This window comes from Spirosoma foliorum (assembly GCF_014117325.1).
Classification (GTDB): Bacteria; Bacteroidota; Bacteroidia; order Cytophagales; family Spirosomataceae; genus Spirosoma; species Spirosoma foliorum.
In genome coordinates this window covers 624,199-638,305 of sequence record NZ_CP059732.1, presented here as the reverse complement: position 1 = coordinate 638,305, position 14,107 = coordinate 624,199, and the positions used below count along the sequence as shown (strand labels likewise).

The following is a 14,107-nucleotide window of genomic DNA, read 5'->3' as shown; positions in this document are numbered from 1 at the left end:
CTTTAGTTGTCCTGATTAGGTAAAGATGTTAACTTATTGCGATTTCCAATTCTAGGCACAGCCTTGTACCTGCCTAGTAAATAATCTTTCCTGATTTCCTTATCAAAACGGATGTTATATTCTTCAAGCGAATGTAAACGGCTATTCCCTTCTTCATCTTTAGTAACAAACCATATTTCATCTTTTCGTAAAAGCTTTTGAGTCAACAAAGTTGATTCATGGCTTGCTACAATTAACTGACTGTTAATGTTCTCGCTTTTATCTAAAAATAAATCAAATAGGTCGTATATTAAATTAGGATGAAGACTGCGTTCCATCTCATCTATTATGAATACATTATCGCCTTGCAGTAAATCAATTATAAAAGGTATAAGATCAATTATTCTGTTTGTTCCATCTGATTCGTCACGTGTATCGAACAGTTCTGGTTTTTTTTGCCCAGCTACGTTGTGTTTGGTCATAAACTTTTGAACAGACAAATTTTTATTTTTTGTCTTCGATATAAAATAAGTACTACTCTTAAGCGGCAGAATAAGACGAATATTTTCGGTCTTTTGATCTAATAAATCTTCTTTAATTTTATCAAGTATTTCAGTAGGCAATTCGATAGAATCAAATTCCACTTTCTCTAAACAGATACCACTTATTCCTGTATCAAAGTATTTTAATAGTTCTTCAAAAGTGATTTGTAGTTTCGAGTCGTCTTTTAACTCTGATTTAATTCCTTCCTTGTATTTATCATCAGGAAAAACAATTTTTAAAGAATTCTGAAACCAATCAATAACATTCAATAAATCTGAAATATCTCCTACATTCTCTTTGACTCTTCGAGTTCGTATTTCAGTTAAAAATAGCTGATTATTGGGCGTACTTTTGGCAATAAAATTCAAAAACTGCCTTTGTTCATCTTTTTTACTTTTCTTCAACAACGGCTCTAAATCGTATATGGATCTAAGTTTTATATTACGTTCAAAAATTTTAGACTCAGATTTACTAGTTAATTCAAAAAGCCATTCTTCAACGATCTCCCTTGAGTTAAAAACAAAACCATAAGCGTAATTTTTTCCCTTATGCTGAAATTCATATTCAATTCTAGAATTACTATTTACCGATTTGGAATTTAATCTAAAGGGTTGATATTTAATTGGCTGTTCACTTTTTACACCACTAAGTAGTAAAATTTTACCAAAGTCTAGAGCTTTGATTATGTTTGATTTGCCTGAAGCATTAGCGCCTAGTATTACAGCAGCCTTAAGGGTTGAAACACCCTTGACAGGTTTTGTCTTATGAGATTGTTTAAGCGTGCCTTTTCCAGGGATCATAGAGAAAGAGACCCTATCCCTAAATGACAAGAAATTCTCTACAGTGAATCTTATTAACATACCACTAGTGGTTTTTCGCTCAAATGTAGTGAAAAAATCACAACTAGAGTAAGTTTTACAAATTTCATGTTACACCGATGAAAATTCGTCTACCATCCCGAGTCAACCTATCAGAGAATGCAATTTGCAAGCCAATAACTTTTCCATTTTGACGTGCGACCCGTTAACATAAAGGTCGAAATCTGTGTCTATGCTTACCTAACCCGAAGCGTATCCTGTGTCGCAGGCGACCAAAAAAAGCCGCCAACTCCGGCGTTTCTTGTGTCGACCGGAACCGCCTAACGAGCCAGAGCCGCCCTGTCTCGAGACGTGCGGCCTGTCGCCGAGACGACGGCAAACACACTTTTTGGACTTGGGCCACCCAACGCCCACAGGGGCTGATGGTGATTAAAAAACTTACCTGAACACGAACCACCTGCACCTTTACACCCCTGTTTGGTTGGGCTGTCCGCCTGCCGACGGGACGTGAGTCCTGTCGCGGGAAGGCTGCCCACGCGGAGCGATTTAGCTTGTTATATTAGTTAGCCGACTTTGCTCATCGAACTCGCCTACAAGAGAGTCAGAACCATTTTGTCCACGTACCTGATTAACCGTTTCACTAACTGTGTAGCCTTTTGCTTGCAAATAATTTGTAAAAGCCGCTCGATGATCCACATTAAAATTTGAAATAAGCTGTGGGAAGGTAGTTATCATAAGAAAATGAGTATTTTTTTGAACTGCCTCAAACTCTTTCGCCTTGATGGTCACTAACATTGCCCCTTTGCCATAATCGGCGATGTAATAACAACTTGAGTCAAGCATCCCACTAGCAATGCAACCAATTTTATGCAGGTCATTGATGTCTGCGTCAAACTGACTCACCTGCAATAAATCAATGCCATTTGTTTCACCGTATTTTTTTAGCTGGTTAGCCTGTTCAAGCAGGTTAGCAGGAATGCCAGATTTCTCGTTGGCCCACGCCCACAACCACGTATTTGAGGAATGAGAGATCGTACCCAGCACCTGAATTGGAAACCGTAGACTTGACCCAAATGTGATTGTACCACTGTTCATGTCAACACCCCACGAGTTGTTACCTACAACAGTAGGAACATCAGCCTGTTTTTCAAAGCCAAGTGCACCATATTGGGCAAACAGTTCATCTTCTGTTTGCGCTGGTGGAAATGTTACAGAAATTGGTTTTGTAGTAGGTTCAGATTGGGGTTTAGCTGATTCAGACTTTCCAAAAAGGTTTTTGAAAAAACTCATATAATGTGTGTAATTGGTTTAACTGTAGTTTGATTACTCACCTAAGAGTTTGACCTGTCGGCGGAAAGGCGATACACGAGTCCCAAAGCTATCCTGTTGGAGCGGTTGGCTTGTCGAACGTTACGTGGCAAACTTACTTTTTTCAACTCCCTTACCGGGATGCTTCTGGTGTCACACGTGAGACGGCAAATGAACCCAAAAGTTACTTATCGAGATATGTTTCCTGTCGACTGAAGCCTGACTAATACGTTGCTTTATACCTGTCTGGCGCACCCAACGACCACAGGGGTTGATGGCCGCTGAGACTACTTCAAACACCAAACATAGCCGCCTGCCTTTACACCCCTGTTTGGTTGGGCTGCTGACTTTACGACAGGACGAGCATCTTGTCAGCGGTAGCCTGCCCACGCGGAGCGAGTAAAACGCACAATCCGATTTTTAGGGCGATTGGCGAAGCTCAACAACGGAACGAATCCATTTCTGTCGAGCCGCAACCACCAGGGCGTTTGCGCTGTCGCACCCAACCCGCCCAACTTGTCAAAACCCGACTGTCGGGGCGTTTTGCTTGTCAACGGGAGCCGCCAAATGAGCCGAAACCGCCCTGTCGCGGGACGTGAAACCTGTCGCCGAAACGCTGGCAAATAAGCATTGCTTTGACCCGCCACCCAACGCCCGCGAGGGCTGATGGATGATGAGACCACTCAAAACAACAACCGCAGCGTCAACCTTTACACCCTCGTTTGGTTGGGCTGCAAAGCTTCCACCGGGACGGGCTCCCTGTCACCGGGAAGGCTGGCAGCGCAAAGCGAATAACAACGCACACAACCGCTTTTCAGATCCACGCGAAGCCATTGCTACGTTCCGCTAGTGCGATTCCGAGTCTGTTTTTTTTCAGGCACACCAAGCAGGGCGGCTGCCCTGCCAAACGCTACGTGCCGAACTCGCTCTGGGCTTCCTAATCGGAGCGATTCTGGTGTCGACCGAAACCCAAAAAGTGCCCCCACTCTGACGACCCTCGTGTCAAACCCAACCCACCTAACGAGCCAAACAGCCTGACGTTGGGACGTGCGGCTTGTCACACGAAGCCCACAAACGAGCACTACTTTTTGGCTTCACCCAACATACTATTGTACGCAAGTCTGCTTAATATTAAAAGCCTGATAAGCAGTTAATTAATATTAAGCTTTACTCTCAGAAATTGCGCTTCTATGAGTATACACATATTTGCATTGAATAGCGACACAACTATAGGTAGACTCGCCTATTTTTGCAAACAATATGGCAAAAATAGTTCCTATTACTCAATTGGTTGAGCGAGTTTGGGATATTCATGGTTTCCCCAACTACTTTTTCGGACACGATAAACAATTATACCGTTTCGACTCGAGAGGGCAGGTAAAAACCAATAAACGAGTCGTCATTGGTACTACGCAAGGGTACATTCTGAAACGAAAATTCTATAGTTTATCACAGCTTCGTCCGCTACTCCGGCCACATATTTTATAAGAACGGTCAACTATAAATCATCAAGCGGACTTCTAAGCGTGCTTATTTTATCGGCTGTCACATGAGTATAACGCATAGTTGTCAAGATGCTTTCATGCCCGAGTAGTTGCTGGATATATCGAATATCGGTACCAGACTCCAGTAAATGGGTAGCAAAGCTATGGCGTAATGTATGGATACCGCCTTTTTTTTGAATGCCCGCAGCATAAATGGTATCACTATACACTTGCTGAATAGTACGATTAGCAAGTGGCTCACCTGTTTCCAGATCTTCGAACAAAAATGTTTGATGTGATCCAATGATGGCTGTATGGTGATTAAGATACTCTCGAAGTGTTTTCTCCAGTTTTGCCGTCAGCATCACAACGCGGTCTTTCTTCCCCTTACCTCCCCGAATACTAATGAGCCGGCGCATCCAATCAATGTCGGTCAAACGTAATTGAGCAACTTCGCTAAGGCGTATACCAGTAGCATAGACTAACATAAAAAGTGTACGGTATTTTTGGCTTGTTGTAGCGCTGAATATTGCCTTCACCTCAGCCACACTATACACAGTTGGGAGCTTAGTGGCCTGTCGGGGGTAGTCGATCTCGTAGAACTCTTTGTCTCGAAGCAGTACTTTCTCCTGATAAAACTTCCACGCATTTATATGGATATTGAGCGTAGACGAACTCAGTCGTTTCTTCTCTACCAGAAATAGTAAATACGCCTGATACTGAGGTTTAGTAAGTTCATCAATCGACTTAGGATCGCTATAACGAATGAGTGCGATAATAGCCTGCTTATAATTCCTGAGCGTTTTATAGCTATAATTCTGGATACTCAGGGTGTTACACAGTGAAATTATAACTGGGTGTTTATCAAACTCTCCCAGACGTGGAGAAAAGCGGAACAACAGTCGGTGCGCACCTGCAATACGTTTGTTAATCGGTGGCCAGGACGGGTTAGCAGCCTGTTCTATTTCGGCATTGGTAGCACCAGGTTTATAGCGTCGTACAATGGCTTCATCGAACCGACAATAATCCTTCCCAAACAATTTCCCAATCTGTACAATAGACTCACGTGTATTCGGTACAAGCCAGCATCGACGAGAAAAACCCCACCTTCAACCCCAAATTTCACGGATTAGGTTATTGCCAACAGGGTCTTCGGGAAAAGAGACGGCCAACAGAGTGGAGTCCTTCTCATCGATACGAATCGTGATCATTAGCACTTCACGGTTTAGTTGTATAGACTTGAATCAGTTTTGTTCGACTGCTGATTCCTACGGCTACATAAGTAGGCCCAGCCTGTAAGACATATCGCCCGGATACAATCAGTCCTTTGAAGCGCTTCACCCAGGCCTCCACGTCTTCAGGCTTATAGTATTTTGTGTTCCCGAATACACTAATCGGATAGAGTCGAAATGCTTCCCGAAGCCGCTCAAAGGCAATAGGTGTGATATTGTACTTTAAGCAGATCAGTTGCTTACTTAAACAGCCCGACGTTGATGTTGCTTTAGGTGGCTGAGTCAATCTGGGCTTGAATCGGGAAAGCGCTTCCTGTTCCAGCCGATCCAGATCGCTGGCTTCGCAGGTATGGAAGCGAACCCGAACGAAATTCAGGCCCGAAACCCGATGCTCCAGCAGCCGCGACTGAAGATTTACGGTCTGCCCTACATACATGATTTCGTTGTCGGCATCCAGCAAATAATAGATGCAGGGATGGGGCGTCAGCAGCGCAACGCTATCCAGAATTTGGCCCAGGTCAAGGCACGTTTGGGGTGTTTTTTCGGTGATTTTCATGCTTTAAATATAATACAAACAATACTTATATACAACAAAAAATACATATATTTTTTATCTTTGTTTTATGGCAGGAAGACGAGAAAAGAAGAGCAGTATTCAGGGTAAATGGCTCAAAGAAGCCCTGGCCGCGCAAGACATGACGGTCTACCGGTTAGCGAAAGAATTGGGGTACAGCCGGGAAAAATTCTACCGGCATATCGGCAACAAAACGTACCTCAGCAGCGAGTCGCTTGCCGAAATAGCGGGCAAATTCCCGACCATGAACATGCGCTATGTGCTCACGGGAGAAGGAGCGCCAACGATGGGAAAGTAAAATTGACGTTCGAGGTAGGGTCAAAAAAAATAGGACTTTCTAAAGAAAGTCCTATTCGAAGCATTAACACTAACCATCAGTCACTTCTTATAACTCAAATGTGATACCCTGCGCCAAAGGCATGGTGGTGCCATAATTGATCGTGTTGGTTTGTCGACGCATGTACGCTTTCCAGGCATCAGAGCCCGACTCACGTCCACCACCCGTTTCTTTTTCACCTCCAAAAGCCCCGCCAATTTCAGCACCCGACGTGCCAATGTTCACGTTGGCAATTCCACAATCAGACCCGACCATCGACAGGAATCGTTCGGCTTCGCGGAGGTTCAGGGTAAAAATTGCCGACGACAATCCTTGAGGCACGCCATTCTGCTGCGAAATAGCATCCTCTAACGTGCTGTATTTGAGCAAATAAAGAATAGGAGCAAATGTTTCGCGCTGAACAACCGGCCAACTATTTTTGGCTTCAGCAATACAGGGGCGCACGTAACAGCCTGACTCAAAACCTAATCCATCAATCACACCGGGCTCAACCAGAAAACGCCCCCCTAATTCTCCTATCTCATTTACAGTGGTCAGATAGCCTTGTACAGCCGACTGATCAATAACAGGCCCAACATGAAACGACTCATCTAATGGGTTGCCAATACGCAGTTGCGCATAGGCTTTTTTGAGTCGGACTTTCACATCGTCGTAAATACTTTCCTGAACAATAATTCGGCGCGTAGTGGTGCACCGCTGACCGGCTGTCCCTACCGCGCCAAACACAATAGCTGGAATGGCCATATCCAGATCGGCATGTTCCGATACGATAATCGCGTTGTTACCGCCCAGTTCGAGCAGGCTTTTTCCCAATCGCCCGGCCACAGCCTCGGCTACCGCTTTTCCCATGCGGGTACTGCCCGTTGCCGACACAAGCGCTACCCGTGGATCGCGCGCCAACCACTCGCCCGCTTCATGACCACCTGTGACCAGACAGGACACGCCTTCGGGAACGTCATTATTCCGCAATACATCGCCAATAATCTGCTGGCAGGCTAAAGCCGTTAAGGGCGTTTTTTCCGACGGTTTCCAGATACACACATCTCCGCATACCCAGGCAAGCATAGCATTCCACGACCAAACCGCTACCGGGAAATTGAAGGCCGAAATAATCCCAACAATCCCCAGCGGATGCCATTGCTCCAGCATTCGGTGGGCAGGTCGTTCGGAATGCATCGACAAGCCATAGAGCTGCCGCGACTGACCTACCGCAAAATCGCAGATGTCGATAATTTCTTGAACCTCCCCCAGCCCTTCTTGCAATGATTTACCCATCTCATAACTAACCAGGGTGCCCAATTCTCGTTTGTAACGCCGAAACTGGTCGCCCATCTGCCGAACAATCTCGCCCCGGCGCGGTGCCGGAACCAGTCGCCATTCGGCAAAAGCCGCTTGTGCCGTCTCGACAACACGGTCGTAATCAGCACGCGTCGATAGATGAACGCGCGCAATCAATTGGCCATCGGCGGGCGAATAGGAATCAAGGGGCTTATGACTGCCGACGGTGTCGGTAGGCCAGAAGTTCTGCCCGGTGCTGGTGCCAGGCTTAATTGGCTGAGTAGGCAGGGGAAGAATAGACTGCATAGCTACGTTTGTGGTTTGTTGAGACGAAAGCAAATCTACCGGCCTTTACGCAAACAATGCCTATTAAACGACAAACTTTTTGCCGTACGATCGGTTAAAGCAGAACACTCAACGATCCGTACAAACGGCACAACGTTATGAAAATCAAGCAATCTTTTGGTCTCTTCGCGCTTGGAATCGTGCTGACCATCACTACTGGCAGAGCGCAGACAACTCCGGTTGGCGCAGCTACCTCAACAACTTATCCGCAAGGAGCTATCGCCCCTGATTCAATCTCGCCCAAAGCGGCAGCCCGTAACCAAAAACGAGCCATGAGGCAGTCGAAGAAACTGATGAATCAGAATGCCAAAGCGGGAAATAACGGTACCACCAATACGTCGGTACAAGATGCCCGCTACCGGGAAAGTTCAGCCAGTGATGGCACAACAATGAACAACAGTAATTTAACCAATTACAACTCCAACAATGCCACCAACCCAACCAGTGGTGTGGGCAGCAATCCTAATACCCTGAAAAGTAAACCGAATCAGTACAATGAGCCCCAAACAACGAATGCGGTCAATTCAGATGCAGGGAATGTTGAAGCGGTGAAAGGGGCCAAAATGACCGAAACGCCAGCTGTAAAAGCAGGAAGCACTGTTCGGAATACCAGTATTGGCGACTTTATGGCCTCATCGCCTAATTACACAACGCTACAGAACGCCCTTCAATCCTCCGATTTATTCGACATGCTTAAAGGAACGGGGCCTTATACCCTTTTCGCGCCTACCAATAATGCCTTTAAAAAACTCCCTTCCGCTGTACAGGCAGGTTTACTGGACGGCAGCAACAAAACAGCCCTGAAGCAGTTGTTATCTTACCATGTTTTAGCGGGCTCGCTCAATAAAGAAGAGCTAAGCAAAAAGATCAATGCTGCAAACGGAAAAGCGCAGCTCAAAACGGTATCGGGTAGTATGCTTACTGCTTCGCTTGATGCCGATGGGCGTATCGCCTTAACGGATGAGCAGGGAAATACAGCCCACCTCGACAATACCGATTATCGCCAGGCGAATGGAATTGTTTATGGCGTTGATAGCGTCCTCATGCCCAAAGCAGGAGGATCAGCCTTTAGATAAAAAAATCGTTCAAACGAAAACATATTGTTTTTGTATCGCAAAATAAGTTATAGTTGTAGTCAAATCGATGCAAGTCGTTTTATACTAAACGATTTGCATCGATTTTTGGCTTTTGGTTTGGGCCAATCCTGAAAAACAGCTTTTTCTATAGTAGTATAATGATCGCGGACCTGCTGGGGCCCATTCATTTTTTAAAATTCTCTCTATATTTGGTCATCTTAATACCTATTGCGTGAAACGCCAGTCCTCTTTAGTGTCAGAAAGTGTCTTGATCGAAAAGCTAATTCAGCGCGATCAACAGGCATTTCAATGGCTTTACGATCAGTACTCCCCAGCCCTATATGGGGTTGTGTTACGTATCGTGCGCGATGACGAACAAGCGGCTGATCTCCTGCAGGATATTTTCGTTAAAATCTGGAAAAACTTAGATGGATACGATTCCAGTAAGGGACGTTTGTTCACCTGGATGCTAAATGTTGCCCGCAATACAGCCATCGATTCGTTACGTGCCCGTAAAACTCAACCCACTAACGCAATCCGAACTGATGAGGAGAACGTACATATTGTTGATCGGCAGCATAATACAGAGCAACCGAATCCTGAGCACATCGGCATTAAGGAAGTAGTTGATCAGTTAAGACCTGAACGCAAACAACTTATTGACCTGGTTTACTTCGGAGGGTATACGCATGAAGAAGCCGCCGAAAAGCTAAACCTGCCACTGGGAACGGTAAAAACCCGAGTGCGGGCTGCCCTGCAGGAGCTGAAACAACTATTTAAGTAATGAACGTACTCCAACAATTATGAACGTCACGGAATACATAGCGTCAGGTGTCTTAGAGTCTTACGTCATGGGCGCGGTGAGCGACCAGGAACGACGCGAGGTCGAGTGCCTTTCTTCTATCTATCCTGATATACGGCACGAACTTGACCAACTATCAGAAGCGCTTGAAAACTATGCTCTTTTGCATAGCGTAGAGCCCCCCGTTTCCGTAAAAGACAAGTTGCTTCAACAACTTAATTTCGAGAAACCTGTAGTAGAAGCTGAAAAAGAAACGATTATTCGCCCTATGCCAGTCAATTTGGCGGCAGAAGGCCCTATTACAACCGGACTCGCCTTCCGGACTACCTGGGTCGTAGCGGCATCGGTTGGGCTATTGGTACTACTATTTTCATTCTTCTTATTATCGCAGTTACGCACAAATCAGAAAACGCTTGCCGCTACTCGGGCCACAAACGAAACACTCCAATCGGAGATGCGCCAACTCCGCGAAAACCAAAACCAGAGTAATCAGGCGTTAGCCATGTTACGCCAACCTGGCTTGCGGACCATCGAGTTACAAGGGAATGAAAAGGCCCCGCAGGGCACTATGCTTGTTTTATGGAATAGCCGCACCCATCAGGTAGCGGTTGATGTTCGCTCACTCCCTGCCCTTCCTGCCGATAAGCAGTACCAGCTTTGGTGCATGGTAGATGGCAAGCCGGTTGATGCAGGTGTGTTTGAAGCAACCAACGGAAATGCGTTAATGCAACGCCTGAATCGCTCGGTCAATCGGGCTGATGCGTTTGCGGTGACGGTTGAAAATCGTGGAGGAAGTCCTACCCCTACCCTCTCCACATTGCTGGCTATAGCCACGGTAAATGCCTGAACGAGTCTCTCTGTTTTCTTGTTTTTAAACTAACCGCTTACGTAGGTGGTTAGGAGGTTCTGTTGGCTGCAAAAGCCGACGAATGAAATCCTGATGCACGAAGAAAACGTATATCAACTTACAATCCTTACGCATAAAACCTATGAAAAATATCCTGCTTTTTTTATTGCCAGCGTGTCTGTTTACTAGTGTTGCCTTTACAAACGTCAGTACACTAGATGATACACCACCGAAGAAAGTCGTGAAAACGAATGCCGAGTGGAAGAAGATTCTAACACCAGATCAATACGCGGTACTGCGGGAACACGGAACCGAACGGGCCTTCACCAGTCCGTTAAATGATATTCACGATCATGGCACATTTTATTGTGCAGGTTGCCATAGTCCCTTATTCTCGTCCGATACAAAGTTTAATTCGGGTACGGGTTGGCCAAGCTTTTATGCGCCGATCTCGAAAACAGCTGTTCATGAAGAGACCGACAAATCATATGGTATGGTTCGTACCGAAGTGATGTGTAGTGTTTGCGGAGGTCACTTAGGTCACGTGTTCAATGATGGCCCCAAACCTACAGGACTTCGTTACTGCATGAATGGCGTAGCCATGACATTCGAGAAAAAATAAAAAGAGAAGGGAAAGAAGTAGAGGGATATCGCCGTTAGTGAATTTCCTCTCGTCCCCTTCCTCCCTCTTTCTTAATAACCAGCCGGGCTGTATATACAGTCCGGCTTTTGTATATCACATCGGCCAAAAATACGTTATCTTTGACACCCCGCCCGGCCCAACTCGGTTGGGGTTAATTTGCTTCCGTTTTAGGAAGCTAACTGCTACAGAGCAGTTACTTGTAGAGCTAAGTCGAGTATTCTTAGAAAAAAAAGCATGAGTCAATATAGGGAGCGATTCCGCGCTGTTCGGCACGCTTTTGGAGCATTTCGACAACGGATTCGACAACGCCAGATGCTAGGCAATGTCAAACGCGGAGTAGGCCGACAGATCGCGAGAATCGCAGGTGAAGATCGGGTTAATTCATGGGTAGCGACCTACCGAGATTATAAGGATGGTTTCCGTTCGTTTGTTCATCAATATATAGATCCTGAAGCCTGGTACTATCCGTACCTCAAAAATGGCGTTAAGGGCTTTCTCTGGGCATTTTTGGCTTTGGGCATCTACGTCTTCATGCTCAACTATAACTTCCTGTGGCTAACAGGAGCTATGCCTAGCGTAGAGGAGTTGAAAAACCCGAAGCTTAATCAGGCATCGGAGATTTACTCGCAGGATGGTGTAATGATCGGAAAGTTCTACGCCGAAAACCGGACACCAATCAAGTACGAAAATATTCCGAAACCGCTTATCAACGCGCTTATTGCCACAGAAGATGTCCGTTTCTATGACCACGGTGGCGTCGATCCGCGCGCTATTGGTCGGGCATTGGTTACGTTTGGCCGCGATGGAGGTGGTTCGACCATCACACAACAGTTAGCCAAAAATCTGTTCAAAACCCGCCGAAAAACCACTACAGGCTTACTTACGCGCATTCCGTTGATTCGGAAAGTCATTTATAAGTCTAAAGAATGGCTGATGGCGCTCAAACTGGAGCGAAACTTCACGAAAGACGAAATCATCACGTACTATTTTAACACGGTGGATTTCGGCAGTAATGCTTTTGGACTGAAAACAGCTGCTCGAACGTTTTTCAACAAAGACCCCGACAGTCTGAATGTACAGGAAGGGGCCGTATTAGTTGGCTTGCAGAAAGCGACAACGAGCTACAATCCACTCAAAAATCCAGATCGCTCCCGCGAACGCCGGAATGTGGTAATTGGCCAAATGGCGAAGTATAAGTATTTGACCAAAAATCAGGCTGACTCCATTAGCGCATTACCATTGATAACTGAGTTCACACCCGAGAATCCATACTCAGGACCAGCCAGTTACCTCAAAAATGCGGTTCAGGATTATGTAAAAAAATGGGGCGAAGAAAACGGGTATGATCTGTATACCGACGGTTTGCGCATCATTACCACCATCGACTCGCGTATGCAACGCTACGCCGAGGAAGCGACGGATGAGAAAATGAAGCAGTTGCAACGCACATTCAATAATCATTGGCGCGACCGCAACCCCTGGACGGATGAAGACGGAAAGGAGATACCTGCCTTTATCGACTCCGTAGCCCGCCGGACCGAACGATACAAAACGCTGAGTCGGCGTTTTCTGCCAATGTACCCGGATTCGGTCATGTATTACATGAAGAATGTGAAATACAAAATGCGGGTATTTAGCTGGGATAATAAGCGTCATTACGATTCTACCGAAATGACTCCCTACGATTCCATTGCCTATTACAAGCACTTCCTGCAATCGGGCATGGTGGCTATGGACCCTCGTACGGGCTATATTCGGGCGTGGGTTGGTGGTCTGGACTACGACTATTTCAAATATGATCACGTAAAGCAGGGGAAACGTCAGCCAGGTTCTACGTTCAAGCCGTTTGTTTATACCACAGCCATCGACGATACGCTTAGTAACTTAAGCCCTTGCGACCGTATTCAAGATAAGCCTTTCCGAAAGGAATATCGGGAAAACGGGGAAGATAAGATTTGGGAGCCTCGCAATTCAACGGGCTTTTATTCGTACTCGAATATGACGTTGCGCAGAGCTATGGCGCGATCTGTGAACTCGATTACAGCCCAATTAACCGACCAGGTCGGCCCCGAACGGGTAGCTGAATACGCTCACCGAATGGGAATTAAGAGCCGCTTACAGGCTGTTCCCTCCATCGGCTTAGGCTCATCGGACGTTTCGTTGTATGAATTGGTAGGCGCTTACTGCACATTTGTTAATGACGGCGAGTCCACAGAACCAATTATTGTTCAGCGGATTGAAGATCGGGACGGAAACGTTATTGAAACGTTCACAAGTCAACATAAGCGGGCCATTAGCCCCGAAAGCGCATTCCTGATGCGCTACATGCTCCAGGGCGGTTTGCAGGAAGCAGGTGGAACGTCTCAGAATTTATGGTCCTTTGATTTATTCAAGAACCATAATGAAATGGGTGGCAAAACCGGGACCACCTCGAACAACTCAGACGGTTGGTTTGTGGGCGTATCCAATAACTTAGTGGTTGGTGCCTGGGTAGGCGGTGATGACCGAAGCATCCACTTCCGATCAACCGATTTGGGCGAAGGTGCCAAAACGGCATTGCCTTTAGTTGGGCGTTTTCTGGAGAAAGTTTACGCCGATCCGAAGTTCAAGAATTTGCAGGGGCCATTCCCAAAAGCCGATGGTAGCATTACTAAAAACTACCTAAACTGTGGTCCTTCGGGCGATGAAGAGACGACAGATGAGTCCGATTCAACCGATGTTTACGGTGAATATGGCGACTCAACGCTTGTCCCTACGCCCCCGGCACCTGACGCAACTACGCCACCCGATACCACGAAAGGGGCGCAATAAGATCGCAAAAAAGCTAACGGGTCAAACTTC

15 protein-coding genes are annotated in these 14,107 nt (G+C 46.1%); 8 read left to right on the top strand and 7 right to left on the bottom strand.

The window, feature by feature from the left end:
• Nucleotides 1–2: 2 nt before the first annotated feature.
• The 4 genes from H3H32_RS02705 to H3H32_RS02690 form a co-directional block, all read right to left on the bottom strand.
• Nucleotides 3–1,382, bottom strand: a complete 1,380-nt coding sequence (locus H3H32_RS02705) for an AAA family ATPase (RefSeq protein ID WP_182461141.1) — start codon at nt 1,380–1,382, stop codon at nt 3–5.
• Nucleotides 1,383–1,660: 278 nt separating this feature from the next.
• Nucleotides 1,661–1,876, bottom strand: a complete 216-nt coding sequence (locus H3H32_RS02700; RefSeq protein WP_182461140.1) for a hypothetical protein — start codon at nt 1,874–1,876, stop codon at nt 1,661–1,663.
• A 10-nt stretch (nt 1,877–1,886) separates the two neighbouring features.
• Nucleotides 1,887–2,630, bottom strand: coding sequence for a DUF6882 domain-containing protein (locus tag H3H32_RS02695; RefSeq protein ID WP_182461139.1), 744 nt, complete (start codon nt 2,628–2,630; stop codon nt 1,887–1,889).
• 389 nt (nt 2,631–3,019) lie between these two features.
• Nucleotides 3,020–3,331: a hypothetical protein gene (locus tag H3H32_RS02690; protein WP_182461138.1), complete on the bottom strand. Its 312-nt coding sequence runs from the start codon at nt 3,329–3,331 to the stop codon at nt 3,020–3,022.
• Here H3H32_RS02690 and H3H32_RS02685 point away from each other — a divergent pair.
• Together H3H32_RS02685 and H3H32_RS02680 are read left to right on the top strand one after the other, a co-directional pair.
• Entirely contained in the window at nt 3,319–3,498 is a 180-nt protein-coding gene (locus H3H32_RS02685) for a hypothetical protein (RefSeq protein WP_182461137.1), read from the top strand. The two genes, H3H32_RS02690 and H3H32_RS02685, sit on opposite strands and share 13 nt — an antisense overlap.
• A 410-nt stretch (nt 3,499–3,908) precedes the next feature.
• Entirely contained in the window at nt 3,909–4,136 is a 228-nt protein-coding gene (locus tag H3H32_RS02680) for a hypothetical protein (protein WP_182461136.1), read from the top strand.
• Between the two features lie 10 nt (nt 4,137–4,146).
• Here the strand turns inward: H3H32_RS02680 and H3H32_RS02675 are convergent, their stop codons facing one another.
• A complete protein-coding gene (locus tag H3H32_RS02675; RefSeq protein WP_240543634.1) occupies nt 4,147–5,172 on the bottom strand; it encodes a tyrosine-type recombinase/integrase in 1,026 nt (341 codons plus the stop codon).
• Nucleotides 5,173–5,350: 178 nt separating this feature from the next.
• Entirely contained in the window at nt 5,351–5,920 is a 570-nt protein-coding gene (locus tag H3H32_RS02670; protein ID WP_182461135.1) for a GIY-YIG nuclease family protein, read from the bottom strand.
• Between the two features lie 67 nt (nt 5,921–5,987).
• Here H3H32_RS02670 and H3H32_RS02665 point away from each other — a divergent pair, with 67 nt between their 5' ends.
• Complete coding sequence (locus tag H3H32_RS02665; RefSeq protein WP_182461134.1) at nt 5,988–6,236, top strand: helix-turn-helix domain-containing protein; 249 nt, start codon at nt 5,988–5,990, stop codon at nt 6,234–6,236.
• Nucleotides 6,237–6,323: 87 nt separating this feature from the next.
• Here the strand turns inward: H3H32_RS02665 and amaB are convergent, their stop codons facing one another.
• Complete coding sequence (gene amaB / locus H3H32_RS02660) at nt 6,324–7,859, bottom strand: L-piperidine-6-carboxylate dehydrogenase (protein ID WP_182461133.1); 1,536 nt, start codon at nt 7,857–7,859, stop codon at nt 6,324–6,326.
• Nucleotides 7,860–7,996: 137 nt separating this feature from the next.
• Here amaB and H3H32_RS02655 point away from each other — a divergent pair, with 137 nt between their 5' ends.
• The 5 genes from H3H32_RS02655 to H3H32_RS02635 all read left to right on the top strand — a co-directional run bounded on the left by H3H32_RS02655 (nt 7,997) and on the right by H3H32_RS02635 (nt 14,077).
• Nucleotides 7,997–8,974, top strand: a complete 978-nt coding sequence (locus H3H32_RS02655; protein WP_182461132.1) for a fasciclin domain-containing protein — start codon at nt 7,997–7,999, stop codon at nt 8,972–8,974.
• Nucleotides 8,975–9,206: 232 nt separating this feature from the next.
• Nucleotides 9,207–9,758 (top strand): RNA polymerase sigma factor, encoded by a 552-nt coding sequence (locus H3H32_RS02650; RefSeq protein ID WP_182461131.1) that lies wholly within the window; start codon nt 9,207–9,209, stop codon nt 9,756–9,758.
• A 19-nt stretch (nt 9,759–9,777) separates the two neighbouring features.
• The gene (locus H3H32_RS02645) at nt 9,778–10,623 is read left to right on the top strand and encodes an anti-sigma factor (RefSeq protein WP_182461130.1); all 846 of its coding nucleotides are present in this window, start codon (nt 9,778–9,780) and stop codon (nt 10,621–10,623) included.
• Nucleotides 10,624–10,765: 142 nt separating this feature from the next.
• Nucleotides 10,766–11,245: a peptide-methionine (R)-S-oxide reductase MsrB gene (msrB, locus tag H3H32_RS02640; RefSeq protein ID WP_182461129.1), complete on the top strand. Its 480-nt coding sequence runs from the start codon at nt 10,766–10,768 to the stop codon at nt 11,243–11,245.
• Between the two features lie 255 nt (nt 11,246–11,500).
• Nucleotides 11,501–14,077 carry a penicillin-binding protein 1A gene (locus tag H3H32_RS02635; protein ID WP_182461128.1) on the top strand — a complete coding sequence of 859 codons (2,577 nt, stop codon included), beginning with the start codon at nt 11,501–11,503 and terminating at the stop codon, nt 14,075–14,077.
• The last annotated feature ends 30 nt before the right edge of the window (nt 14,078–14,107 follow it).